The organism is Micromonospora sp. URMC 106 (genome assembly GCF_051386395.1).
In the GTDB taxonomy this organism is placed as follows: Bacteria; Actinomycetota; Actinomycetes; order Mycobacteriales; family Micromonosporaceae; genus Micromonospora.
On record NZ_JBPQTP010000108.1, the window covers coordinates 1 to 22,662 of the forward strand.

At 70.8% G+C, this 22,662-nt stretch carries 20 protein-coding genes; 9 read left to right on the forward strand and 11 right to left on the reverse strand.

Going from position 1 to position 22,662, the window contains the following annotated elements; translation table 11 throughout:
• Positions 1-280: 280 nt before the first annotated feature.
• Positions 281-712: a hypothetical protein gene (locus ACSNOB_RS25845; RefSeq protein ID WP_436689178.1), complete on the forward strand. Its 432-nt coding sequence runs from the start codon at positions 281-283 to the stop codon at positions 710-712.
• Positions 713-718: 6 nt separating this feature from the next.
• Here ACSNOB_RS25845 and ACSNOB_RS25850 read toward each other — a convergent pair whose 3' ends face one another.
• Positions 719-1,663, reverse strand: coding sequence for a DUF389 domain-containing protein (locus ACSNOB_RS25850; RefSeq protein WP_393110130.1), 945 nt, complete (start codon positions 1,661-1,663; stop codon positions 719-721).
• A 247-nt stretch (positions 1,664-1,910) separates the two neighbouring features.
• Here ACSNOB_RS25850 and ACSNOB_RS25855 point away from each other — a divergent pair, with 247 nt between their 5' ends.
• The 4 genes from ACSNOB_RS25855 to ACSNOB_RS25870 all read left to right on the forward strand — a co-directional run bounded on the left by ACSNOB_RS25855 (position 1,911) and on the right by ACSNOB_RS25870 (position 6,395).
• Positions 1,911-2,588 carry a sugar transferase gene (locus tag ACSNOB_RS25855; RefSeq protein ID WP_436689215.1) on the forward strand — a complete coding sequence of 226 codons (678 nt, stop codon included), beginning with the start codon at positions 1,911-1,913 and terminating at the stop codon, positions 2,586-2,588.
• Positions 2,585-3,733, forward strand: coding sequence for an aminotransferase class I/II-fold pyridoxal phosphate-dependent enzyme (locus ACSNOB_RS25860; RefSeq protein ID WP_436689181.1), 1,149 nt, complete (start codon positions 2,585-2,587; stop codon positions 3,731-3,733). The genes ACSNOB_RS25855 and ACSNOB_RS25860 overlap by 4 nt, the downstream gene beginning before the upstream one ends.
• Entirely contained in the window at positions 3,730-4,374 is a 645-nt protein-coding gene (locus ACSNOB_RS25865) for an acetyltransferase (RefSeq protein ID WP_436689183.1), read from the forward strand. The genes ACSNOB_RS25860 and ACSNOB_RS25865 overlap by 4 nt, the downstream gene beginning before the upstream one ends.
• 149 nt (positions 4,375-4,523) lie before the next feature.
• Positions 4,524-6,395 carry a polysaccharide biosynthesis protein gene (locus tag ACSNOB_RS25870; protein WP_436689185.1) on the forward strand — a complete coding sequence of 624 codons (1,872 nt, stop codon included), beginning with the start codon at positions 4,524-4,526 and terminating at the stop codon, positions 6,393-6,395.
• Between the two features lie 133 nt (positions 6,396-6,528).
• Here the strand turns inward: ACSNOB_RS25870 and wecB are convergent, their stop codons facing one another.
• Genes wecB through ACSNOB_RS25890 form a run of 4 tightly spaced genes read right to left on the reverse strand, consistent with a single transcriptional unit; the run spans position 6,529 to position 11,046 of the window.
• Positions 6,529-7,653 (reverse strand): non-hydrolyzing UDP-N-acetylglucosamine 2-epimerase, encoded by a 1,125-nt coding sequence (gene wecB, locus ACSNOB_RS25875; RefSeq protein ID WP_436689187.1) that lies wholly within the window; start codon positions 7,651-7,653, stop codon positions 6,529-6,531.
• Positions 7,650-8,888, reverse strand: coding sequence for a glycosyltransferase family 4 protein (locus ACSNOB_RS25880; RefSeq protein WP_436689189.1), 1,239 nt, complete (start codon positions 8,886-8,888; stop codon positions 7,650-7,652). Before ACSNOB_RS25880 ends, wecB begins: the two co-directional genes overlap by 4 nt.
• Positions 8,885-10,012, reverse strand: coding sequence for a polysaccharide biosynthesis C-terminal domain-containing protein (locus ACSNOB_RS25885; protein WP_436689191.1), 1,128 nt, complete (start codon positions 10,010-10,012; stop codon positions 8,885-8,887). Before ACSNOB_RS25885 ends, ACSNOB_RS25880 begins: the two co-directional genes overlap by 4 nt.
• A complete protein-coding gene (locus ACSNOB_RS25890; RefSeq protein WP_436689193.1) occupies positions 10,006-11,046 on the reverse strand; it encodes a polysaccharide biosynthesis protein in 1,041 nt (346 codons plus the stop codon). Before ACSNOB_RS25890 ends, ACSNOB_RS25885 begins: the two co-directional genes overlap by 7 nt.
• A gap of 227 nt (positions 11,047-11,273) precedes the next feature.
• Between ACSNOB_RS25890 and ACSNOB_RS25895 the strand changes: the two genes are divergently transcribed.
• Positions 11,274-12,731, forward strand: a complete 1,458-nt coding sequence (locus ACSNOB_RS25895) for a hypothetical protein (RefSeq protein WP_436689195.1) — start codon at positions 11,274-11,276, stop codon at positions 12,729-12,731.
• Between the two features lie 172 nt (positions 12,732-12,903).
• Positions 12,904-14,202, forward strand: coding sequence for an O-antigen ligase family protein (locus ACSNOB_RS25900; RefSeq protein WP_436689197.1), 1,299 nt, complete (start codon positions 12,904-12,906; stop codon positions 14,200-14,202).
• Here ACSNOB_RS25900 and ACSNOB_RS25905 read toward each other — a convergent pair.
• The 6 genes from ACSNOB_RS25905 to ACSNOB_RS25930 form a co-directional block, all read right to left on the reverse strand.
• Complete coding sequence (locus tag ACSNOB_RS25905) at positions 14,154-15,230, reverse strand: glycosyltransferase family 4 protein (protein ID WP_436689199.1); 1,077 nt, start codon at positions 15,228-15,230, stop codon at positions 14,154-14,156. The two genes, ACSNOB_RS25900 and ACSNOB_RS25905, sit on opposite strands and share 49 nt — an antisense overlap.
• Before the next feature lie 71 nt (positions 15,231-15,301).
• Positions 15,302-16,624, reverse strand: coding sequence for a glycosyltransferase (locus ACSNOB_RS25910; RefSeq protein WP_436689201.1), 1,323 nt, complete (start codon positions 16,622-16,624; stop codon positions 15,302-15,304).
• Positions 16,621-18,027 carry a lipopolysaccharide biosynthesis protein gene (locus ACSNOB_RS25915; RefSeq protein ID WP_436689203.1) on the reverse strand — a complete coding sequence of 469 codons (1,407 nt, stop codon included), beginning with the start codon at positions 18,025-18,027 and terminating at the stop codon, positions 16,621-16,623. The genes ACSNOB_RS25910 and ACSNOB_RS25915 overlap by 4 nt, the downstream gene beginning before the upstream one ends.
• Positions 18,028-18,082: 55 nt before the next feature.
• Positions 18,083-19,201 (reverse strand): acyltransferase family protein, encoded by a 1,119-nt coding sequence (locus ACSNOB_RS25920; protein ID WP_436689205.1) that lies wholly within the window; start codon positions 19,199-19,201, stop codon positions 18,083-18,085.
• Positions 19,198-20,454: a glycosyltransferase gene (locus ACSNOB_RS25925; protein ID WP_436689207.1), complete on the reverse strand. Its 1,257-nt coding sequence runs from the start codon at positions 20,452-20,454 to the stop codon at positions 19,198-19,200. Before ACSNOB_RS25925 ends, ACSNOB_RS25920 begins: the two co-directional genes overlap by 4 nt.
• 24 nt (positions 20,455-20,478) lie before the next feature.
• Positions 20,479-21,423, reverse strand: a complete 945-nt coding sequence (locus tag ACSNOB_RS25930) for an NAD-dependent epimerase/dehydratase family protein (RefSeq protein ID WP_436689209.1) — start codon at positions 21,421-21,423, stop codon at positions 20,479-20,481.
• 99 nt (positions 21,424-21,522) lie between these two features.
• Here ACSNOB_RS25930 and ACSNOB_RS25935 point away from each other — a divergent pair, with 99 nt between their 5' ends.
• Together ACSNOB_RS25935 and ACSNOB_RS25940 are read left to right on the forward strand one after the other, a co-directional pair.
• On the forward strand, positions 21,523-21,681 hold the full coding sequence (locus ACSNOB_RS25935; protein ID WP_436689211.1) for a hypothetical protein: 159 nt from the start codon (positions 21,523-21,525) through the stop codon (positions 21,679-21,681).
• 2 nt (positions 21,682-21,683) lie between these two features.
• Positions 21,684-22,613: an NAD(+)/NADH kinase gene (locus tag ACSNOB_RS25940; RefSeq protein ID WP_436689213.1), complete on the forward strand. Its 930-nt coding sequence runs from the start codon at positions 21,684-21,686 to the stop codon at positions 22,611-22,613.
• Positions 22,614-22,662: the final 49 nt, after the last annotated feature.

Sequence of the window (22,662 nt, forward strand, 5' to 3'; positions counted from 1 at the left end):
CCACCGCCGCCCCCACGCAGCGGCCGCCCCTCGACCGCCCGATGACCGGCCGTTGACCGGCCACAGGCGACCGCCCTCAACCGCCCGATGACCGCCCGATGACCGCCCGATGACCGCCCGATGACCGGCCAGTTGATCGGCCACGGGCGACCGCACCTCGACCGGGGTTGGCCAGCCACAGGCGGCCACCCCTCGACCGGCCGTTGTCTCGCCGGAGCGGCGGGTGGGACCCGGGCCGGGTGCTTTCAGGTGGCGGGCGGCGGGGCGTACCGTCGCGGTCATGGACGAGGGCGACGGCCGGGAGTGGCGGGAGCGGCAGCAGCGGGCGGTGCGGGCGCACGCGGCGGCCGACGAACGCCGCCGGGCGGCCGAGCAGGCCGAGGCGGCGGAACTCGTCGCCTGGTTCGTCGCCGAGGCGACCCGGCGCGGGCTGCCCACGGAGCGGCTCGCCGCCCGGGCCTACGACGGTCGCGGCCGCTACCGGACGCGGCTGCGCGGCTGGTACGTCGACCGGGCCCGGACCCGGGCGGTCGACGTGGCCGGGCGGTTCCACCTGCTGACCGTGCCGGGCGGGCTGCGTGCCCGGCTGCTCGGGGCCGAGCCGCAGCCCAGCCCGCCGCCCCTGGTCGTCGGCGCGGGCGGCCGCGACGGCGAGTCGATCCCGCTGCGCACCCTGCTCGCCCGCCGGCTCGACGGCGACGACGGGCCCTGACCGGGGTCAGCGGCGGGCGAGCCCGGGGCGGCGTCGGGCCAGGTACCACCACGACTGCTGCACCACCAGCGTGACCAGGCCGGCGAGCACGATCGCGCAGAGGTTGATCACCAACTGGAGGGCCGAACCGGCCGCCTCGTGCCAGACGCCGTACGCGGCGGCGACGGCCACGTTCGCGGCGGCCGGCACCGTGGTCACCGAGATCAGCACGCCGACCAGGCTGCCGGACTTCTTCGAGGTCAGCGAGAGCATGCCGGCCACGCCGGCGAGCAGACCGACCACCCAGGAGAGCGCGTCCGGCCGCCAGATGAAGTCGGTCAGCGGGCGATCGGCCAGCAGCATCCCGCGGTCGACCAGGCCGGCGGCGGTCAGCGCCCAGGTGCTGAGCACGGTGGCCACCATGGCGGCGAGGAAACCGACCACCAGGGCCTGCACCGACCGGGCGATGACCGACACCCGGCGGCGCAGCAGCGCCACGCAGAGCGCGGCCAGGGGACCGAACTCCGGCCCGACGACCATCGCCCCGACGATGAGGATCGGCTGGTCGAGCAGGACGCCGATGCCGGCGAGCATGGTGGCGACGGTGATCAGCACGAGGTAGGTGGCGGACAGCTCGGTCTGCTCGCCGGTCTTGGCGGCGATCTCGTCCCAGACCACCGCGTCCGCGCCGCTGCCCGGGGCGGTCCGGGCCGCCCGGTCCGCCGCCGAGGAGATGGTCAGCTCCACGTCGTCGGCCGCGATGGCGCCCCGTGCCTCCACGCCGAGCTGCCGCAGGTCGCGCAGCACGCTGTCGGCGCTCTCCCGGACCACGTCGCAGAGGATGAGGTCGCCCGCGGGCTGGCGGGCCGCGCCGGCGAGCACGGCCAGGTGGGTCACCCCGGGGTCGGCGGCCAGCAGGTCGGCGACCGCCGCGGACTGGTCCGGTGGAGCGATCACCCTCAGGTGCAGCACGGCCCTCCCCCTCGCTCTCGGCCGTCGAGCACTCTACTGCCGATCGCGGCGGGCCAAACGCCACGTCTTGGCAGCCGGGCCGCGTCCTGACGGGCCCTTCAGCGGTTTGACCTGTCGGGATCGGCGGCGCACGTCTCGATTTCGCCCTGACGACCCGTTAATACCTGCTACAACCTGTTTGTCGCATCGTGACTGGTTCTTCTTGGAGGTCGACGCCGTGCCTGGTTCCATGAACGCTCGCGGGAGTATGGCGGGGCGGGCCCGGCCGGACGGCCTCAAGCGAGGAATCGACGTGGCGGCGGCCGTGGTGCTGCTGGTGCTCAGCGCGCCCCTGATGCTCCTGGTGGCGGTCCTGGTGGCGGTGGGGCTCGGCCGGCCGGTGCTGTTCCGGCAGCCCCGCGCCGGGCGGCACGGCGACGTGTTCGAGCTGGTCAAGTTCCGCACCATGCTGCCGCCCGACCCGGGCCGAGGACTGCTGCGGGACGGGGACCGCCTGACGCCGCTGGGGCGCTTCCTGCGTTCCACCAGCCTGGACGAGCTGCCGACGCTCTGGAACGTCCTGCGCGGCGACATGAGCCTCGTCGGTCCCCGTCCTCTGCTCACCACGTACCTGCCGCGCTACTCCCCGACGCAGGCCCGGCGGCACGAGGTCAGGCCGGGCGTCACCGGGCTGGCCCAGGTGCGGGGACGCAACAGTCTGAGCTGGGAGGAGAAGCTCGACCTCGACGTCTGGTACGTCGACAACCGCAGCCTGCGCCTGGATTTGTCGATCCTCGCCGCGACCGTGCGCACGGTGCTGCGCCGCGAAGGGATCTCCGCGAACGGCTCCGCCACCGCACCGGAGTTCCTCGGTACGCCTTCGCTGGTCCCGTCCGGGGTGCGGCCGGAGGCCGGCGCTGCCGTCCCTGCGGGAGGTAACCGATGAGCCGGACCATCCACCTCTCCTCGCCCGACGTGGGGCCGCTGGAAGAGTCGTACCTGATCGCCGCCCTGCGTTCGGGCTGGGTGGCGCCGGTGGGGCCGGACCTCGACGCGTTCGAACGCGAGGTCGCTGCGCGGGTGGGCACCCGGGGGGCCGTGGCGGTCAGCTCCGGCACGGCAGGTCTCCACCTGGCACTGCTGGGGGTGGGGGTCCGGCCCGACGACGTCGTCATCGTTCCGACGCTGACCTTCGTGGCCACCGCGAACGCGGTCCGGTACACCGGCGCCCGGCCGGTCTTCGTCGACTGCGACCCGCAGACCGGCAACGTCGACGTCGCCCTCGTGGCGGACCTGATCCGGCGCCTGACGTCCCGTGGCGAGCGCGTCGGCGCGGTCGTCCCGGTCGACCTCTTCGGCAGCTGCGTCGACTACACCGAGCTGGTGCCGGTCTGCGCCTCGGCCGGCGTCCCGATTGTCGAGGACGCCGCCGAGGCCCTCGGCGCGACCCATCACGGCCGGCCCGCCGGTTCCTTCGGGCAGGCGGGCATCCTCTCCTTCAACGGCAACAAGATCATGACCACCTCGGGCGGCGGGATGCTCGTCTCCGACGACGCGGCCCTGCTGGTCCGGGCCCGGCACCTGTCGACCCAGGCCCGCGAACCGACGCCGCACTACGAGCACCGCGAGACGGGCTACAACTACCGGCTGAGCAACCTGCTCGCCGCGCTGGGCCGCGCCCAACTCGTCAGGCTGGACGGGATGATCGCCCGGCGGCGGCAGCTTCGCGACCGGTACGCCAAGCTCTTCGCCCCGATCCCCGGCGTGCGGCTCCTCGGCACGGAGGACACGGGGTCCAACTGCTGGCTGACGACCATCGTGGTCGACCCGGAGCGGTCCGGCTGGCCGGCCGCCGACCTGGCGGCGCACCTGGCCGCGCGGGACATCGAGACCCGCCCGGTCTGGAAGCCGATGCACCTGCAACCGGCGTACGCCGACGCCGAGCGCCTCGTCACCGGCGTGGCCGAGCAGCTGTTCGCGGACGGGCTGGCCCTGCCCAGCGGCAGCGTGCTGAACGAGGCGGAGATCGGCCGCGTCCTCGCCGCCGTGGACGAGTTCCTGACGGCGCGGACGGGAGCGTCGACGGCGTGACGATCCCCCTGGTGGTCGTCGGCTGCGGCGGTCACGGTCGGGAGGTCCTGGCGATCGCCCGGGCGATGGACGTCGCGGCCGGTCGGCCCCGCTGGCGCCTCCTCGGGTTCGTCGACGACCGCCCGTCGGAGGAGAACCTGAAGCGGGTGCAGCGGCTCGACGTCGCCTACCTCGGCGGGCTCGCCTGGCTGCGCGACGCGCCCCCGGACACGCACCACGTCGTCGGCATCGGCGACCCGCGCGTCCGGCGCGCCGTCGCGATGCGCGTCGACGCGTACCGCGTGCCGGCGGCGAGCCTGGTGCATCCCGCGGCGACGATCGGGCCGGACACCGTGCACGGCCCCGGCTTCGTCGCCTTCGCCGGGGCCCGCGTCACCACGAACGTCACCGCGGGCCGGCACGTGCACCTCAACCAGAACGCCACCGTCGGGCACGACTGCACCCTCGCCGACTTCGTGTCCGTCAACCCGCTCGCCGCCGTCTCCGGCGACTGCCACCTCGCGGAGGGGGTGCTCGTCGGGACGACGGCGGCCGTGTTGCAGGGCCTTCGGGTGGGGCGGGACAGCACGGTCGGCGCGGGCGCCTGCGTGGTGCGGGACGTGCCGGACGGCGTCGTCGTCAAGGGTGTGCCCGCCCGTTGACCCGACACGACCTCGGCCCCTCGGATCAAAATTCGGTCATCAAACCTGAAAGCTCCCAAACACCGCTTTCGTGCATGTATCAACTAGGTGAGCCCAAAGCTCCTTCCGCCCCTCGGCGGAAGCGGTCGGAGACGGACAGGGGAGCACACATGCCGCCGGAGATAGAGACCACCCGACTCAGCGAGCAGGGGTCGCACCGGGCCAGGGCGCGCCACCGCACCATCGGATTTCTCGCCACCGACAGCGCCGCCTGGATCGGCGGGTTCGTCGCCGCGGTCTGGTTCCGCTACGAGTTCGACTTGACGCCCGACCAACTCGCGCGCGCCGCCGCCTGCGGCGTCCTCGCCGCCGTCGTGCACGTGGCCGTTGCGGCGGTACGCCGGATCTACTCCGGACGCCATCCCCTGGGCAGCCTCCAAGAGGTGCAGGGGGTCGCCGGCACCGCGGCCACCACCGCCGCGATCCTGCTGGTCGGGCTGCTCCCGGCCGGCGTACGGCCCGTGCCGGCGAGCGCGCCGCTGGTCGGGGGCGCCCTGGCGCTGCTGTTCATGCTCACCGCCCGGTTCACCTACCGGCACCACCGCGACCTCGCCATGCGACCGGACGTCCGATCCTCCAACCCAGTGCTGCTGTTCGGGCTCGGCGACGCCGGGCAGGGGCTGCTGCGGGCCATGCTCAGCGACCCACGCGGACGGTACCGGCCCGTGGGCGCCCTCGATGACGACCCCGACAAGCGGGACCTGCGCATCGGCGGGGTACGCGTGCTCGGCGGCCGCCGGGACGTGGCGGAGGCCGTCCGGCGTACCGGCGCGACGACGGTGATCTTCTCCGTCGCGAACGCCGATGCCGCGCTGATCCGGCAGATCCGGGAGGCCACGCTGCAGACCGGGGCGGCGTTCAAGGTGCTGCCTCCCGTCCGGGACCTCGTAGACCACCGGATCACCGTCACCGACGTCCGCGACGTGCAGATCGGTGACCTGCTCGGACGCCGGCAGGTTGTCGCCGACATGCAGCTGAGCACCAACGGGCTCACCGGTCGACGGATCCTGGTCACCGGCGCCGGCGGCTCCATCGGCTCGGAGCTGTGCCGACAGGTCATGAAGGCCGACCCGGGCGAGCTGATGATGCTCGACCGCGACGAGTCGGCCCTGCACGCCCTCCAGATGTCGCTGGCCGGCCGGGCCCTGTTGGACGGCCCGGAGCTGATCCTCGCCGACCTCCGCGACGACGAGGGGATCCGACGGATCATCCGCGAGCGCCGCCCGGAGGTCATCTTCCACGCCGCCGCGCTGAAGCACCTCACGCTGCTCCAGCGGCACCCCGGCGAGGCGGTCAAGACGAACGTGTGGGGCACGCTGTCCGTGCTCGACGCCTGCCGGGACGTGGCGCGGTTCGTCAACATCTCCACCGACAAGGCGGCCGACCCGATCAGCGTCCTCGGTTACTCGAAGCGGATCACCGAGCGGCTGACCGCGCATGCCGCCTCCCGCTTCCCCGGCACCTTCCTCAGCGTCCGCTTCGGCAATGTGCTGAGCAGCCGCGGTTCGGTGGTGACGGCGTTCCAACGGCAGATCGAGCTGGGCCGGCCGCTCACCGTCACCCACCCGGAGGTGACCCGCTACCTGATGACGGTCCAGGAGGCGGTGCACCTCGTGCTCCAGGCCGCCGAGATCGGCCGCGACGGAGAGGCGCTGGTGCTGGACATGGGCGAGCCGGTCCGCATCGCCGACCTGGCACGGCAGATGGCCGAGCAGGCCGACAGCAGCGTGCCGATCGTCTACACGGGCCTGCGGCCCGGCGAGAAGCTGCACGAGGACCTGTTCGGTACCGGGGAGACCGACGCGCGGCCGCTGCACCCGCTGGTCTCGCACGTGACGGTGCCCGCCCTCGACCCGATGGAGGTCAGCGGCCTCGACCCGTACGACGACCCGGAGAAGGTCGTCGCGCAGCTCGCCCTGCTCTGCGCCCACCCGGCCGGACCGGTCCACCCCGCCTCGGTGCAGGTGCCGTTGTCCCGCTGAGACCCCCGTCGCGGACGCCGCCGGCCCGGCGGCGTCCGCGCGTGCGGTGGTGGACGCGCAGGCGCGAGGCCGTTGCCCCGGCAGGCGACCTCGCGCCGTACGTGGCCGGCGCCCTCCCGCCCTGTCGTCGGGTTCAGCGGCGGATGCCCGCCCAGTCGTGGTGCCGCCGGACGGTGGAGAGGATGAAGTCGACCACCCGACGGGAGGTGTCCGGGACCCGGTAGTCGACCGGGCACGGCACCCCCTGGGCGGCGACCTGGTCCACGGTGACCTCGACCGCCTCGACCACGCCCTGCGGGTCGAGTCCGGTCATGATGATCCCGCCGGCGTCCAACGCCTCGGGACGCTCGATCGACTCGCGCAGCGTCACGGCGGGGAAACCGAGGATCGCGGCCTCCTCGCTGATCGTGCCGCTGTCGGAGAGCGTGCAGTAGGCCCTGGTCTGCAGGTGCACGTAGTCGAAGAGGCCGAACGGCTCGTGGAAGGCGATCCCTTCGAGGGCGCTGGAGTCCGGCGCCAACGCCTCCAGCCGCTTGCGGGTGCGGGGGTGCGTCGAGACCAGCACCGGACGCCCCCACCGGTCACGGACCGCCCGGAGGCAGTCGAGCAGGCGTTGGAGACGGGACGGCTGGTCCACGTTCTCCTCGCGGTGCGCGCTGACCACGAAGTACCGGCCGGGTACGAGGTCGAGCTGCCGCAGGATCGCCGACGCGGCGACGTCCGACCGGTAGTGCTCCAGGACCTCCCGCATCGGGGAGCCGGTGTGCAGGATCCGGCGCGGGTGCAGCCCTTCGGCCAGCAGGTTGCGCCGGGCGTGCTCGGTGTAGACCAGGTTGAAGTCGGCGACGTGGTCCACCAGCCGCCGGTTCGTCTCCTCCGGGACGTTCAGGTCGAAGCAGCGGTTGCCGGCCTCCATGTGGTAGACCGGCACCCGCATCCGCCGGGCCATCAGCGCGGCGATGCAGCTGTTGGTGTCGCCGAGCACGAGCAGCGCGTCCGGCCGCGTCTCGGCGATGGCCGCCTCCATGCCGACCAGCACGCCGCCCAGCACGCGGCCGAGCGACGAGGTGTCCACCCGCAGGAACCGGTCCGGCTCGCGCAGCCGTAGCTCCTTGAAGAAGACGTCGGAGAGCGTGCTGTCCCAGTTCTGCCCGGTGTGCACCAGCAGGTGGTCCACCGTGTCGTCGAGCCGGGCGATCACCCGGGACAACCGGATGATCTCGGGTCGGGTGCCGACCACCGTCATGATCCGGGTCATGCCCGTCCTCTCTCTGCTGCCAGCTTGCTCATGATGTCCTCGAACTGGTCCACGCCCACCCGCAGCGACATGCGCTCCTGGTAGACGCGCCGGGCCCGCAGACCCAGCTCCGCCCGTGTCGCCGGGGACTCGGCCGCCGCGACGGAGAACCGCGCGGCGAGCGCCCGCCAGTCCCCCGGCGGGGCGACCAGGCCGACGCCGGCCGAGCGGACCAGCGCCGCCGCGTCGCCGCCCACGGAGGCGATCACCGGGGTGCCGCAGGCGAGAGCGGCCTGCAGCTTCGACGGGATGCTGCCGCGCAACGCGGGCAGGTCGCGCAGGCAGACGAGCTGCCAGTCCGCTGCGGCGTACAGCTCGGCCATCTGCTCGGCGGGGCGGCGGCCGACGAAACGGACGTTGTCCGCGCCGAGGTCGGCGGCGAGCCGCCGGGCGGCTTCCTCGCCGGCGCCGGAGCCGACCAGCACCAGGTCGACCCGGTCGCGAGCGGCGGCCGCCGCTCTGATCGCGGTCTCGATGCCCTGCAACAGGCCGATGTTGCCGGCGAACATCACCGTGCAGCGGCCACGGTGGCCCAGCACCGCGCGGGCCGCGTCGGTGGCCGGCACCGGCCGGAACAACGCGTCGTCGGTCCAGTTCCACACCACCCGGACCCGGGCCGGATCCGCGCCGCGGGCCACCACCAGGTCGGCCATCGCCGGCGAGATCACCACGACGGCGCTGGCCAGGCGGTACGTCGCGCGCATCAGCGCGGCGATCCCCCGCTGCAACGCCCGGCCGCTCCGGCCGGTCGGCGCCATGCCCGACCCGAGCACGGACTCCGGCCACAGGTCCTGCACGTGGAGCACGATCGGCGTACGCCGGGCCGCACGGGCGATCGCCGCGGCGGCGAACGAGGTGGGTGGCGGGTGGTAGACGTAGGTGACGTCGGCACCGGCGAACCAACGGACGCCGCCCAGCGCGCTGCTGGCCCCGAAGGAGAGGTGACTCAGCGCGCGCCGGGCGGCGGACGTGTCGTGGCTGGGGTAGGCGGGCACCCGCCGGACGGCGACCGGGCCGTCGGCCTCGATGTGCCGCCAGCGTTGCCGCCAGCCTGGGAAGACGCGGCCGTGCGGATAGCTCGGAAAGGTGGTGAGCACCCGCACCTCGTGGCCCCGCTCCGCCAACTGGCGAGCCAGGTTGCCGGGGATGAACACCCCTTCCGGCGGATACCACTGGCTGACCAGGCCGATCTTCACGCGGCGGCCACCGGCTGCTGCGCCCGGGGGGCTTCCACCGGTTCGGGCCAGGTGTCCGGCCGGCCCGGGTCGAACACCTCGTTCGTCCAGAACATGGTGACCAGCTCGTCCGGGCCGGTGTTGACCAGTTTGTGCACCCACATGGTCGGCATGTCCACCAGCACCGGCTCGTCGCCGGAGACGGGGAAACGCACCACCTCGGTGTCGCCGACCCTGCGCAGGCTGATCTCGGCCGAACCGTGCAGCACGACGAACCGCTCCATCTTGGCCAGGTGGAAGTGCTCGCCCCGCGTGATGCCGGGACGGGTGGTGGAGCAGAAGGTCTGGCCGCCTCCGCCGTGCGCCTTGACCGTCTCGACCAGCTCGCCCCGGGCGTCGGCCCGGCGCGGCAGCGCCAGCGGATAGTGCGCGGGGAAGCAGTGCGACCGGTACGTGTTGAACAACCGCACGTCGTGCCGGTCCAGCAGAGCCGGGATCTCGCCCGTCCGGTAGGTGGCGGCCACGTCGGCGAGCCGGTCGGCGAGGGCCCGCACGCCGATCCGCAGCGCCGGCATGGCGGGATCCCACGACTGCCCGGCCGGAACGCCCACGAGCCGGGCCGCCGCGTCGGTGACGTGCACCAGGTTCAGCTCGCGGTCGCCGTGCACCTCCGGCCGGCCACCCTCGGCGAGCAGCCGGCAGAAGGTCGCCACCGCGGAGTTGTAGAACGGCCGCCCGTGTTCCCCGTACAGGTTCGGCAGCAGGACGTCGTCGACGGGCAGGCCCGTGTCGGCCAGGATGCCGGCGGCGGCGGCCTTCGCGTCACCGTAGGGCGTGCCGTTGCCGGCCTGCACCGAGTTGGCGAAGACCACCGCCCCGGGCGGCGTCGGGCAGTGCTTGAGACCCTGCGCGAGCTGGGCCGCGAGCTGCACGTTGCCGGCGGACACGTCCGCCGGCTCGCCCCGGTTGATCCCCGCCAGGTGCAGCACCCGGTCGGCCCCGCCGACCTTTGCCGCGACCCGCTGGGGATCGGCCAGGTCGGCCCGGGTGACGACGACCGGCTCGGGCCAGCCGAGGACGCGCAGCAGCACCCGCACGTGCCAGCCGAGAAAGCCGCCGGCTCCGGTGACCGCGAGCCTCAGCATGCCAGCACCGGGTCCCGCAGGGCGAGCTCCGCACGGACCTCCGGCAGCGTCTTCAGCAGCTCGACGATCTCCGGTACGCGCATCCGCGGCGCGTTGGCGGAGTTGAAGTCCTCCGTCGGCCCCTGGCCCAGCTCACCCTCCTCCACGTAGAGCGCGTAGTTCAGGTCGCGCGCGTCCAGCGGCACCCGGAGGAAGTCACCGAAGTCGTCGGCCTGGGCGAGTTCCTCCCGGCTGGCCAGCGTCTCGTCCTGCTTCTCGCCGTGCCGTACGCCGATCACGTCGAGCTTGGCGGGCACGTCGAACAGTTCGCAGACCGCCTCGGCCAGGTCGCCGATCGTGCAGGCGGCGGCCTTGCGGACGAAGATGTCGCCGGGCCGGGCGTGCTGGAAGGCGTGCTCGACGAGTTCCACCGAGTCGGCCAGCGACATCAGGAACCGGGTCATCCCCGGGTCCGTCACCGTGGGCGCCCGGCCCGCCTTGATCTGCTCGATGAAGAGTGGGATCACCGAGCCGCGCGAGTACATGACGTTGCCGTACCGGACGCAGGAGACGGTGGTGGCGCTGTTCGGGTTGTTCCGGGCGTGCGCCTGGGCCACCTTCTCCATCAGGGCCTTGCTCATGCCCATCGCGTTGACCGGATAGACGGCCTTGTCGGTGCTCAGCACGACCACCGACCCGACCCCGTTGCGCTCCGCCGCCTCGACCACGTTGGCGCTGCCCAGGACGTTGGTACGCACCGCCTCGAGCGGAAAGAACTCGCACGACGGAACCTGCTTCAGGGCCGCCGCGTGGAAGATGTAGTCGATGCCGCGACTGGCTCGCAGCACCGAGTCGTAGTCGCGCACGTCCCCGACGTGGTAGCGGACCCGGTCGTCGCCCAGAACGCGGCGCATGTCGTCCTGTTTGGCCTCGTCGCGGCTGAGCACCCGGACCTCGCCGACGCCGCGGTCGAGGAGCCTGCGCACCATCGTCTTGCCGAAGGAACCCGTGCCGCCGGTGATGAGGACTCGGCGGCCGGTCGTCGAATACGTCACTGGTTGCTTCCCGTCTTGGTTTGGCGGATCGCGACGGCCGCGTCGCAGCTCACGGGCGGCGGCCACACCTCCCGCAACGAGCCGGGTCAGCGCAGGAAACGGCCAAACGGGACGAACAGGCAGCGTCGAGCCTGGCAGCAGGCGCCATCACCAGGACGGGCGGGTGACAGCCCTCGCATTGACCGAAAACTCGGAAATGGACAATTACTACTTGTTATAACCTTTTGGTGCGAATACCAACGAAGCGGTGGGCCGAGCCGCGGCGCGCCCTAGGCGACGGCGACGGTGCCGGCCCGAACGGGATCACCTCACGGCGTGCGACCAGCGCCTGGGCTCCCCTCAAGCTCGCCACCGGCTATCTGGTGGGAACCTTTGCCCTCTTCCTCAGCCTCGGGCGGGCGGCAGAGAGCCCCGACCTGGTGCGGTTGACGCTCTTCGTCCTCGCCGCCGTCACCGCGCTCTGCCTGGGCTACGTCGCGTACGTCCGACAGCAAGGCGGCAGGCGGCCGGCACCCGTTCAGGCCCTGGCGTCCGAACGGGTACCCCGTCCGCTGGTAGCCATCTGCGCCACCTACGTTCTCCTGCTGGGGATCGCCCAACTCGGCCTCATCGGCGTCTCCAGCCCGGCGGAGTTGCTGTACGCCGTGACTCACCCCGGCGAACGGTACTTCCACCAGTTGCAGCAGGAAGGGCAATTCTCCCGGCCGGTCCAGGTGCTGACGCTGTTGGCGGTGCTGTATCCCCTGCTCATTCCCCTCGCGGTCTGCTTCTGGGCCAGACTGGGTCGGCCACTACAGCTGTACGTGCTGGTCAGCGTCGCGACCTACGCGCTCTACTACATGGCGATCGGGATCCTCAAGGGCCTGGGCGACATGCTGGTCTGGTGGGCAGCCAGCTATCTTCTGCTCCTTGGCTACCGCTCTCTCCGGCGGGGCCGTTCCCGCCGTGTCGGCAGGACGGGCAGATGGCGACACGTGTTGGTGTGTGCGGCCATGATGTTGGCCTTCGTCGGCTACATGTCGTTCAACCAGATCGACCGGGCCAGGAGTACCGGGCAAGGGGTCGCCGTAGCAGGAAACCCGGTGGTGGCACGGTTGGTGGGCGACGACCTGGCCGCAGGGCTGACCGTGACCCTCTCCTATCCCACCCATGGCTACCTCGGACTGAGTCACAACCTCAGCGTTCCCTTCAAGTGGACCCGGGGGGTCGGCGCGTCGCCAGCACTCGGTAGCTATCTCGATCAGTACACCGACATAGATCCGCGGTACAGCGAGCGGTACACGGCCCGCACGGAGGCGGCCACCGGCTGGCCGGACGGCATGTACTGGTCGACGATCTTCCCGTGGCTCGCGTCGGACCTGACCTATCCGGGAGCGGTCGCCTTCATGGCGCTCATCGGATGGTTCCTGGCGAAGTTCTGGCTCGAGGCGATCCGGCAAAGACGAATTCTCTCCATGGCCCTGTTCTGCCAACTCGCACTGCTGATCGTGTTCGTGCCGGCCAACAATCAGCTTGGTCAGACCCGGCCGGCGCTGATCGCATTCGTCTCGTTGTGCGCGCTGTCCGTCCTGGACCGCGTCCGTCATCGGGCGGCGCTCAGCGCACCAAGCACCGAGGTCGGGACGCGGGTCGCCACCAGAGGTGAGGAGATGCTGCCGGGCCGCCTGGTACCCGCCTGCCGGTAACGCCACAACGGCTTGGCGGCCGGCAATCCGCCAGCCCAGGTTTCCGGAAATGCCCTCCTTGCGACGGTCGCGCTGGTAGAACTGGTGCGCCAGCATCCGGTTCGCCGGACGCTGGGCTTGCGAGTGACGGGACGGCACGAGGGCCGCCCTGATCAGGGCAGAGGAGTGCCGTGTGGCCATTCCGCTCGGAGTCACGACAGCGGTGGAGGCCGACAGCACGCGGGGTTCTCAACGCAGCCGGCACGACCCTGCGCCCTCGCGCACAGCGCGCAGCGGCAGCGAACTGCCCGGGGTCGCTTTCTTGTGTGCAGCCGCATTCATGGCGGCGTGGTCGCAGGACCATCCGGTCGTCTGCGCGGCGCTGATAGTGGGCGCGTTCGTGTTCAGCGGACGTTCGCCACGCCTGCGGGCTCCCGACGTCATGGCCCTGGCAGTTGCCCTGTGGGCCGGCGCCACCACCCTCTGGAGCCCTGACAGTGCTGCCACCGCCCGAGCGACACTGAACTACGCCTCCGCGGCCCTCCTGTTCATCGCCGCTCGGCACGTGGTTGTTCGCATCTCGTCGGTGGTCGCGGTTGCCACCTGCTACCTGGCCGGCTGCCTCGTCAGTGCGTGGGGCGTCATCAGGCAGGCGATCAGCGGTGACCTTCCTCAGCGAGCCGACGCCTTGGACCTGACTGTTCGATTCGGGGTGGAAGGAATCAACTTCAACTTCACCGCGTACACGCTGGTGACCGGCTCACTGATGGCCTCGCTGATACTCACGATCCGTAGGCAGCCCCGCCTCACCAAGCTCCTGATGATCGCTCCCCTGCCGGTCTTGGCCTGGGGCGTACTGCTCAACGGCACAAAGGGCGCCCTCGTCGCTCTGGTGCTCGTGCCGGTCTACCTGGCCGTGAGCAGGATCCTGCCCCGCGTCGCGCTGGCGGTTGCGGCCATCGGAGCCCCTACGCTTCTGGCTCTCGTTCCCCTCGGCTTGGGCCAGGACCTCCTGCTCGGGTTCGACACGAGCTTCGGGCAAAGGACCACAGGGGATCTGTCGGGCCGGTTGCTCATCTGGCCCGACGCGGCGGCGACATGGTCAGACTCCCTGATACTGGGCGTCGGCGCTGGCGCTTACCCGATCATCAGCCCCTTCGGGGTGGGTGCCCACAGCCTGCTGCTGACGGTTGGCAACGACCTCGGTCTGCTGGGTCTGCTGGGATACGCGACGGTATTCGGGCTGGCGCTGGGCACGTATGCGAAGCACTCTCCGCACGCCGGTCGTCGAGCCGGTCTGTTCGTCGTGACCTTCTTCCCCATCTGGCTGACCGGGCACTGGGAGGTCGCTCTGGGCGCCTGGCTCACCCTGGGGCTGCTGACCGTACTACCAAGCGGCCACAAGGCAACGAGAATCGGCCGTCACCGTCGGCGTAGATCCGATCAAGCCTGGTGGCCGGCCGCCACGTCGGTCGCCGGCCGGACGACCTGACAACCCCCATCGCCCTGCCCCGATACCCGGCGCCACAGCGCCTCGTACCGATCGAAGACCACAGGCAGCGCGTATTCTCCAGCCGCCTTCGCCCTGGCCCGCTCACCGAGCCGAACACGACAGGCCGGCTCGCCCATCACCGCCGCCAGCGCGGCAGCGAGTCGATCCGGCTCACGCGGCGGGACCACCACGCCGCAGCCGTCGCTCAGCATGTCCGCCACCGCCCCTACATCTGTGGCTACCACAGCCCGTCCGAGCGCCATCGCCTCGATGATCACGTTGGGGAAGCCCTCCGAATGGCTCGGCAGCACGAAGATCTCGCACCTGGCCATGAGTTCGAGCAGATCCTGTCCTGCCAGCTCACCAAGGAAACTGACGGCATGCTCGTCTGCCGACCGTCGGATCCGGCGCAGATAGCTGCTCTCGCAGGGACCGGCGATCGCCAACTCCCAGCCCGCCGTGTCGATGCTTGACCATGCGGCCAGTAGGTCCTCGACGCCCTTGGCGGGGATTACCCACCCGGCGAAGAGCACCCGCTTCCGCGGAGCCTCGTGGTCGGACGACTCCGGCAGCGTCGAGAAATCGATGCAGTTGGGAATGCGAAGGAGAAGACCGTGGTCGGCGTACCTCCGGATCGCGCGTTCTGTGTGGTCGTCGAGGACCACCACCCCCGAGGCCCGCTCGATGACCCGCCGCATCAGACGCCACTCCTTCCGACCGCCTGCAGCAATCTGCGGCACTCTGCCGAACCGGATGTGGTAGACGAACGGCACCCCGAACGCCCGGGACATCTGGAGCAGCACGAGATCGCGGACGGCACCCAGGTGCCCGGAAGTGTTGACGTGCACGACGTCGGGCCGTCGCCGCACCAACTCACCGCCGAGCGACCACGAACTCCGCGCGACCTGGATGACTCCTGCGGCAATCCGCCTGGAGAGCGACGTCTGATGGATCGACCGACCTCTGAGCGCGATGTCCACCACGACCATGTCGACGGTGTCGGTGTCCCGCGCGGCGCCTTCGATCATGCGGGTCCATCGTGCGATGCCCCCCTGCGGCGGCGGCAACGGCGAAACCAACGCCACCCGGAGCGGACGGTTCACCACCGCGCCTCCCCTGCCGTGCCCGCTACCCGAGCGAGATGGGACGCGAACTCTGCGGCTACCTCCTGTCGTGAGTGGTGCACCTTGGCGTAGGAGTGACCGGTGTCCCCGAGCCGCTGCCGCAGCAGGGGGTCTTCGCACAGTTGCTCGATCCGCCGCGTCAACTGCTCCACGTCCTGTTCCCCTACCACCAGTCCAGCGCCAGCCGTCACGATGTGCCGCATCGAGGCGAGATCGGCCGGGCCGTGCCCGAGGACGGGTCGGCCCGCCGCCAGGTACTGCGGCAGTTTCGTCGAGAGCGACAGACGGGTGTACCGCGCGAGATCAGGCTCGAAGGACTCGACGTGGACGAGAACATCCGCACCTCGCAGGATCGGGACCACCTCCGTGCTGTCGACCGACCGCGCGAGGCGCACCGCTGGCAGGTCGGCGAAGACGTGCCCGTACCGCGTTAGGTCACGCTCCGGCGCATACACCGTCAGCCGCGCAGGCGGACGTGGCGGCCCGATCCGCTCCAGAGCAGATGCGATCCGGGCCAGTGAGGCCCAGCGACCCAGATGCAGGCCACCGACGTAGACGAACTCGACCCCGCCCTCGGCCGGCACCGAGGCAGGTGGTCCGTTGCCCTCGCGATACCCGTCGAAGGCAGCGCTGTCCACGCAGTTCATGAAAGGGGCGAAGGGAATGTGGTAGCGACGGCGGTACTCGTCGGCCATGGGCGCGCTGATGCACAGCCCCGATCGGGAGAGTTGCATTGCCTTGCGAAGGCCCGCTTCCACTGCCCGCCGGCCGAAATCGAACAGCTCGCCGTCCGCGTAGAGCGTGCTCGGCCAATCGTCCATGAAGTGCGGAACGATCGGCACTCCGCAGGTCCGGGCGAGGCCACAGGCCAGCCGCATGACCCGAACGCTGCCGAGCACGGAGTAGATCACGTCCGGCCGGTACCGGCGGGCCCACCGACGCAGTTCCTGCGGAACGACGAGCGGGCTCAGATCCGCCATCGTCCGCATGTGCTGCCGCAGCCGCCCCTGCCACGGCCGGGCGGCAGAGCCGGAGCCCGGCTCGGGGACGCCACCGGCGGAAGCCTTGGCAATCAGACGCCGCACCAGGTAGTCGACCGGTGCGCTACGTGGGTCCAGCGCATAGTAGTGCCGGCACACATCGGTCGAGGGCGCCGTCGCCGAGATGTGGACCTGAGCCAGACGATCCGCTGGCCAGCCGCCGAAGAGGTTGGACAGGGTGATCCCGGTCCCCGTCGTACGCCCGAAGGGTTCGGCGCCGACCACAAGTACGCGAGGGTACGGCGTCGCGTCCGTCATCGATCATGTTCCTTTGCTCGTGCCGCAGGGGTCTTGAACACCGCGCGGTATCCGTACAGAGCCCCCGGAACCACCGTCAGCAGGTAGACCAGGGTGCCGGTGATCGGTACGGCGGCCACGCCGTGCCTGCCGGCCGCGTACCACTTGAGGGGAATCGAGACGATCAGGTATAACGTCCAACCCCACAGTTGCGGACGGACGACGCCAGCGGCGTTCTGGACCATGAAGCACGGCGACATCGCGGCCAGCAGCATCCACCAGCCGGCGAGCCCGGCGAGCAGCCACGCTCCCCCGGCAGGACGGATGCCGACCCATGTTTCGAGCAGCGGGCCACCGGCGAGCACCAGGCCGGCTCCCACGGTGACGCCGATGCTCGACGACACGATCGTCATCCGACGATTCGTCTGCCGTACCCAGCCCAGTTCGCCTCGCGCGAGAGCATCCCCGTTCGCCGACCAGAGCGGGACGTTCACCAGCGAGATCAGGATTCCCAGTTGGGCAAAGAGCCGCGCAGCGACCGCGAAGTCGGTGACGTCCCGCATCTGCAACACGTGCGCGATCACGAGGGCGTCGGCGTTGGTCGCCACGGACATGACGATCGTCAGCAGCAGGAACAGCCCTCCCAGGGCCAGCAGTTCCCGTGCCCCGGCCCGATCAGCCGCGCGCAGTCCAGGCCGTAGTTGCGGCAGCGCACGGCCGTACACCCACCAGCTGGTGAGCAGGTTCGTCAGGACCGGACCCGCCACGCTGGCCGTCACGACGCCGACGGGCGGCAGATCGACGTACACCGCGAGCAACACCAATGGCAGGGTCGTCAACCCGCCGAATGCCTGCCACAGGTTGCTCTGTGCCACCTGCTGGTACGCGAACTGCACTCGAACGACCAAGGAGAGAGGCACGTTGACGACGAAGGCGGTGAGGCAGGCGAGCACGAAGGGCTCCGCCGCGATGCCAACCGTGTCGCCGTCGGCGCCGAGGAGCCCCGACCACGGAACCAGGGGCGAGGTCGACCACAGGCACAGCAGGACCAGGCCGGAGATGGCGGTGAGCAGGAGATAGGCGCTCGAAACGTAACGGCGGGCGCGAGCCATGTCCCCCGTCGCATAACAGGGTGCGAGTTTGGTCATCAGACCGTTGCCGAGACCGAGGTCGGCGAAGGCCGCCATCGCGGTCACCGTGCCGATCGCGGCCCACAGTCCGTAGAGATCCGGCCCGAGTTCCTTCAGCATCACCGGAATCAGCACGAGTGGGGTCACCACGCCGACTGCTCGACAGACCACCGTTGCCGCCATGCCGGTGAGGAGACGTCGTTGGCGGTCACGGGCGGGCAGTACGTCCGCCATCGTCGCCGGCGGCGCCGACCGCACCGTGGGTGCGGCGACCTCCTCGCGGGACAGGGGCACGGGTCACCCACCGATCCGCGGCATGAGGCTCGATGCGTCGGTCACGACCGCCCGCTCATGCTGCCCTGACGGAGTAACGCTTGAATCGCAGGGCGGGCTTCTCCACCAGGTGCCAGGAGGCAGCCGCGCAGGCAAGGGTAAGCGCGAGCATCAGGGTGACCAGAGCGGTGCCTCGCACCGGCCAGTGATCGCGCCCAACCCAGATGAAAAAGTTGACGAGGGGCATGTGCCAGATGTAGGCCCCGAAACTCAGGTCGCCGATACGAGCGGTGAGACCGTGGAGCGCGGCTGGGCCCCGATGAGCCAGCCAGAACACCAGGTACGAGAGAGGAACGCCTGCCAGCATGCCGAGCACGACCCGTCCCGAGGGGCCGGTCAGGTGCTGTGCCCAGGTGAGCACCAGGTATCCGCAGAGCGCGGCGAGCGCGACCGCGCCCGACCGAGGCGCCCGAATCCACAGCCGCGACCACATGACGCCGAGCAGAAAGTAGCCGAACCAGGGCAGAACCGAGACGCCGAGCAGCTGCGCGACCCGGTGCTCACCGGCCAGGCTCAACGACCAGGCATACAGGCCACATCCTGCCGCGGCAGCGAGTGCCGCGCTGCCCATCATCGCACGGAAGGAGCGGCGGACGGCCAGCAGCACCAGCACCGGGACGATCAGGTAGAAGCCGATTTCGGCCGGGATTGTCCAGAGGCTACCGTTGATCACCCCCGTACCAAAGTCACTGAAAAGGGGCGGATGGTAGACCGGCACCAGCAACAAGGTGCTGCCGAACCAGCCGGCGAATTGGACGTCGGTCAGTGACCGAGCGCCTATGACGCCGATGAGCAGGAGGACCGCCGTCGTCACCAGCAGATAGACGTGGATGGCCGGCGCGACCCTCAGCAAGCGGTTACGGAAGTACTCGGCCCAACCTCGGCCACTCTGCTGGCACCTGAGCGCTGAGGAGAAGACCAAGCCGCCGCTGATGATGAAAAAGACGGCGACGCCGTCGCCGAACCACCTACCGCTGCCCGCTTCGTACCAGAGGAAACTACTGCCCGTGTGCTCCACAGCGTGTTGGACGACGACCGCGAGTGCCGCCAGCAGTCGGAGCACATCGAAGCAGTTGCCGCCCTGCTGTTGTGGAGACCCGGTTCGGCGTGCCGCCGAGTGGGCGATGGTCGTCATGTGAGGTCGTCTCCCAGCGCCTGCCGCCGCCCGGGAAGGGAACTGAGGAATGCGGCGAGCGGATCGGCGAACCTTCGGTAGTCGAAGGAGGACTCGGCAGTGGCGCGCGCTGCCAGGCGCATCTCCTCCCGCTGATGACGGGGAAGCGCGGCTGCCCGCCGCAACACCCGCTGGAGTTCGGCACTGCTGTGGTTGGCGCAGACGAGGCCCTGCCGGCCGTCCTTGAGGTATTGCCCGATGTCGCTCGTGAGGTTTGCGATCACGGGAGTTCCGCAGGCCAGGCTCTCGACGAACTTGGTGGGGAACCCGGCATGCGTGAACCTCTCCGACGGCCGAATCAGGATGCTGAAATCTGCTTCCCGGACAATTTCCTCGACATCCTGCTGTGGCACTCGGCCGGGCACTCGCACAGAAGGCGGCACTTCAGCGCCGCCGAGCAGCTTTCGGACCTGCTCGACCGAGGGCCCGTAGACGGAGAGTGTGAGCCGAGTCGTCCGGCCGACCGCGTCAGCCGCACGGATGATCGGCGTCAGCAGATCCTTGCGGCCCGGTGTTCCGAAGTACACGACATTGAGCGGGTTGGCCTCGGCGCTGACCGTATGGCCGCCTGCCTTCACCTCGAGAACGTCCAGCGTCGGCGGCACGCGCAGAACATGGCATCCGTGCCCCCGGTAGTGGCGCTCCAAAAGAGAACTGATCGCGATGACGCCCTGGCAACGGCGATAGAAGTATCGCAGCGCAAGCTTGGCACTCAGGTGGGGAGGGCCGAGCACTCCACCCGGTAGCTGATGAGGGGCATACCACTCCACGACGTCCGCGACCAGTGCGACGCCGTTCCGGCGGCACCATCGCCCCACCCGAACCATGTATTGCGCCCCACCGCCGTAGACGACGACGCAGGATGGGCGAGTGGGCTGCTGATCGAGCCACCGCACGGTCCGCTCCCCGAGGCCGACTACCAGCTGGACCGCTTTCGACACCGCGCTGGCGCCGCTGGCGGGCCTCTCCCCCGCGCCGACATGCCACACGGTGCCGGAACCCGAAGGCTCGCTGACCGCGACCGGCGTCGTCGGTCCGCTCTCACCGCTGACCACATAGACGTCTGAGCCGGTCATGGCCATCGACCGGGCCAGGCCGAAGACGCGTCGCGAACCGGGCTCACCCCAGGGGAACCGGAACGGCCCCACGTAGGCGATCCAAGTTCTTGCACCTGTCATCGTCACACCGATCCCGTCGGACCCGTGAGCTGCCATCTGCCGAAGCTGACGGGAGCGGTGTCACAGCTCGATGAGCACACGATCCGACATCCAGTCGACGGTCTCCGCCAAGCCGACGCGGAGCGGGTACCGGCGCACTGCGGGAAACAGCTCCAGCAGTTGGGAGCAGTCGGCCTGGGAGTCGCGCACGTCGCCGGCCCGCGGTGGGCCGTGCACGACCTCGAGCCGCCGGCCGAGCACCTCTTCCAGCTCGGCGATCAACTCCAGCAGCGAGATCCGCGCGCCGAAGGCGAGGTTCACCACGTCCGGTGCGCAGACACGCCGCAGGACCGCGTCGACGATCACGTCGGTGACGCTGCCGACGTAGGTGAAGTCGCGGGTCTGGGTACCGTCGCCGTGTACCTGGAGCGGCCGGCCCTGCAGCGCCGCGGAGACGAATCGCGGCACCACGGCGGCGTACGCGTGGTTGGCGGCCTGGCGGGGGCCGTAGACGTTGAAGAAGCGGAACGGCAGCACGTCGATGCCGTAGCAGGAGGCGTAGGCGAGCGCGTATGCCTCGGTCGCGAGCTTCGAGACCGCGTACGGGCTCACCGGCATCGGTCGCAGGGTCTCCTGCCGCGGCAGGACGGGATTGGCGCCGTAGACCGAGGAGGACGAGGCGACCACGACGTGCGGCACCCGGTGGCGCCGGACCGCCTCCAGCACGCTGAGAGTGCCGGTGGCGTTGGCATGGTGGCTGCGCAGCGGGTCGTCGATGGAGCGGGGCACCGAGCCGAGGGCGCCCAGGTGGACGACGCTGGCCGCCCCGCTCACCGCCTCGTCGAGCAGGTCGGGATCGAGGATGGTGCCGGTGAACAGCCGGGCGGGCAGGTCGAGGAGGTTGTCCAGTGACCCGGTGGAGAGGTCGTCCACCACCGCGATCTCACTGACCCGCGGCGCGTCGGCGAGGGCGCGTACCAGGTTGGAACCGATGAAACCGGCGCCACCGGTCACGACGATCTTCAAGGGTCCTCCTCGTGGTTCCGCCCAACGCGCCACCTGCGCGCGGGCACGGCGCATCGGGCCCTCCCGGCCTACGCCCCTTCCCTAGGAACGACCGGGGCGTTGACACGTGACGCGAAGCCCGCGGGGGTCTTCCTGGAGGACGCGCGGATGGTCGCCGAGGGCGCCGCCCCCGCGCCGACCTCTTCGAGACGGGTCCCGGCCCGCCGGCGCACCTTCCCGTACGCCCGTCCGGACGCGCCCGGATGTGGTGAGCTGTAGGCATGGATCGGAGCCGGCTCGGGCTGGTGTTGCACCCCACCCGGGACGTCTCCGCGGTGGTCGACACGATCGTGAACTGGGCCGCCCGGCACCGGATGTCCCTGGCCGTACGCGCGGAGGACCGGCACCGGGTGCCCGCCACGGTCGAGCCGCTGCCGGTGGGCGAGGTGGCCGTCCGGTCGGACGCGCTGATCGCCATCGGCGGGGACGGGACGATGCTCGGCGCGTTGCGCTCGGCCGTCCACGACCCGAAGCCGGTGCTCGGCGTGCACGTCGGCAAGCTCGGCTTCCTGGTCGAGGTGGAGCCGCCGGAGCTGCCGACGGCGCTGGACCGGCTGGTCGCGCACGACTTCACGGTGGAGAGCCACAGCTGCCTGGCCTGCGACGTCTGCGGCGACGACCTCGTCGCGTTCAACGACATCGCGCTGATCCGCCAGCCGGGTGCCGGCTTCGTCAACGCCACCCTCGCGGTCGACGGGCAGCAGTACGGGTACTACCGCTGCGACGCGCTGGTGGTCAGCACCCCCACCGGCTCGACCGCCTACAGCTACGCCGCCGGCGGACCGCTGATCTCCCCGGCCACCGACGCGGTGGTGGTGACCCCGTCTGCGCCGATGGCCGGCATCTCCCGCTCGGTGGTGCTCTCCCCCCACGAGACGATCCGCCTCGATCTGCGGGAGGGCTCCGGGCCCGTCGCGGTGGAGGTGGACGGCGTGGTGATCCGGGACGCCGCGACGGAGGGGACCGTTCAGGTGCGCTACCGGCGCGACGCCGGCCTCGTCGTCCGTCTGGACCCGCGCCGCTACCAGGAGCGCAACCAGCTCAAGCTGAGCCTGCTGGACCTGCCGCTGCTGCCGGAGCAGCTCCGCGAGCTGCTGCCCGAGGGCCTCCGCGAGAAGCTCAACCGCCGCGAGTTGTCCCCACCGCGCTGACCGGCCTCACCTACGTCTCCGGCCCGCCCCTCCGACCGCGTCTCCGGCC

Bases quoted from the DNA above. Each gene is read 5' to 3' on its own strand.
- ACSNOB_RS25920 (WP_436689205.1), bottom strand. From the start codon at position 19,201: ATGACGACCATCGCCCACTCGGCGGCACGCCGAACCGGGTCTCCACAA.
- ACSNOB_RS25855 (WP_436689215.1), top strand. From the start codon at position 1,911: ATGGCGGGGCGGGCCCGGCCGGACGGCCTCAAGCGAGGAATCGACGTG.
- ACSNOB_RS25910 (WP_436689201.1), bottom strand. From the start codon at position 16,624: ATGACGGACGCGACGCCGTACCCTCGCGTACTTGTGGTCGGCGCCGAA.
- ACSNOB_RS25845 (WP_436689178.1), top strand. From the start codon at position 281: ATGGACGAGGGCGACGGCCGGGAGTGGCGGGAGCGGCAGCAGCGGGCG.
- ACSNOB_RS25925 (WP_436689207.1), bottom strand. From the start codon at position 20,454: ATGGCAGCTCACGGGTCCGACGGGATCGGTGTGACGATGACAGGTGCA.
- ACSNOB_RS25940 (WP_436689213.1), top strand. From the start codon at position 21,684: ATGGATCGGAGCCGGCTCGGGCTGGTGTTGCACCCCACCCGGGACGTC.
- ACSNOB_RS25870 (WP_436689185.1), top strand. From the start codon at position 4,524: ATGCCGCCGGAGATAGAGACCACCCGACTCAGCGAGCAGGGGTCGCAC.
- ACSNOB_RS25860 (WP_436689181.1), top strand. From the start codon at position 2,585: ATGAGCCGGACCATCCACCTCTCCTCGCCCGACGTGGGGCCGCTGGAA.
- ACSNOB_RS25905 (WP_436689199.1), bottom strand. From the start codon at position 15,230: ATGATCGAAGGCGCCGCGCGGGACACCGACACCGTCGACATGGTCGTG.
- ACSNOB_RS25885 (WP_436689191.1), bottom strand. From the start codon at position 10,012: ATGCTGAGGCTCGCGGTCACCGGAGCCGGCGGCTTTCTCGGCTGGCAC.
- wecB (WP_436689187.1), bottom strand. From the start codon at position 7,653: ATGACCCGGATCATGACGGTGGTCGGCACCCGACCCGAGATCATCCGG.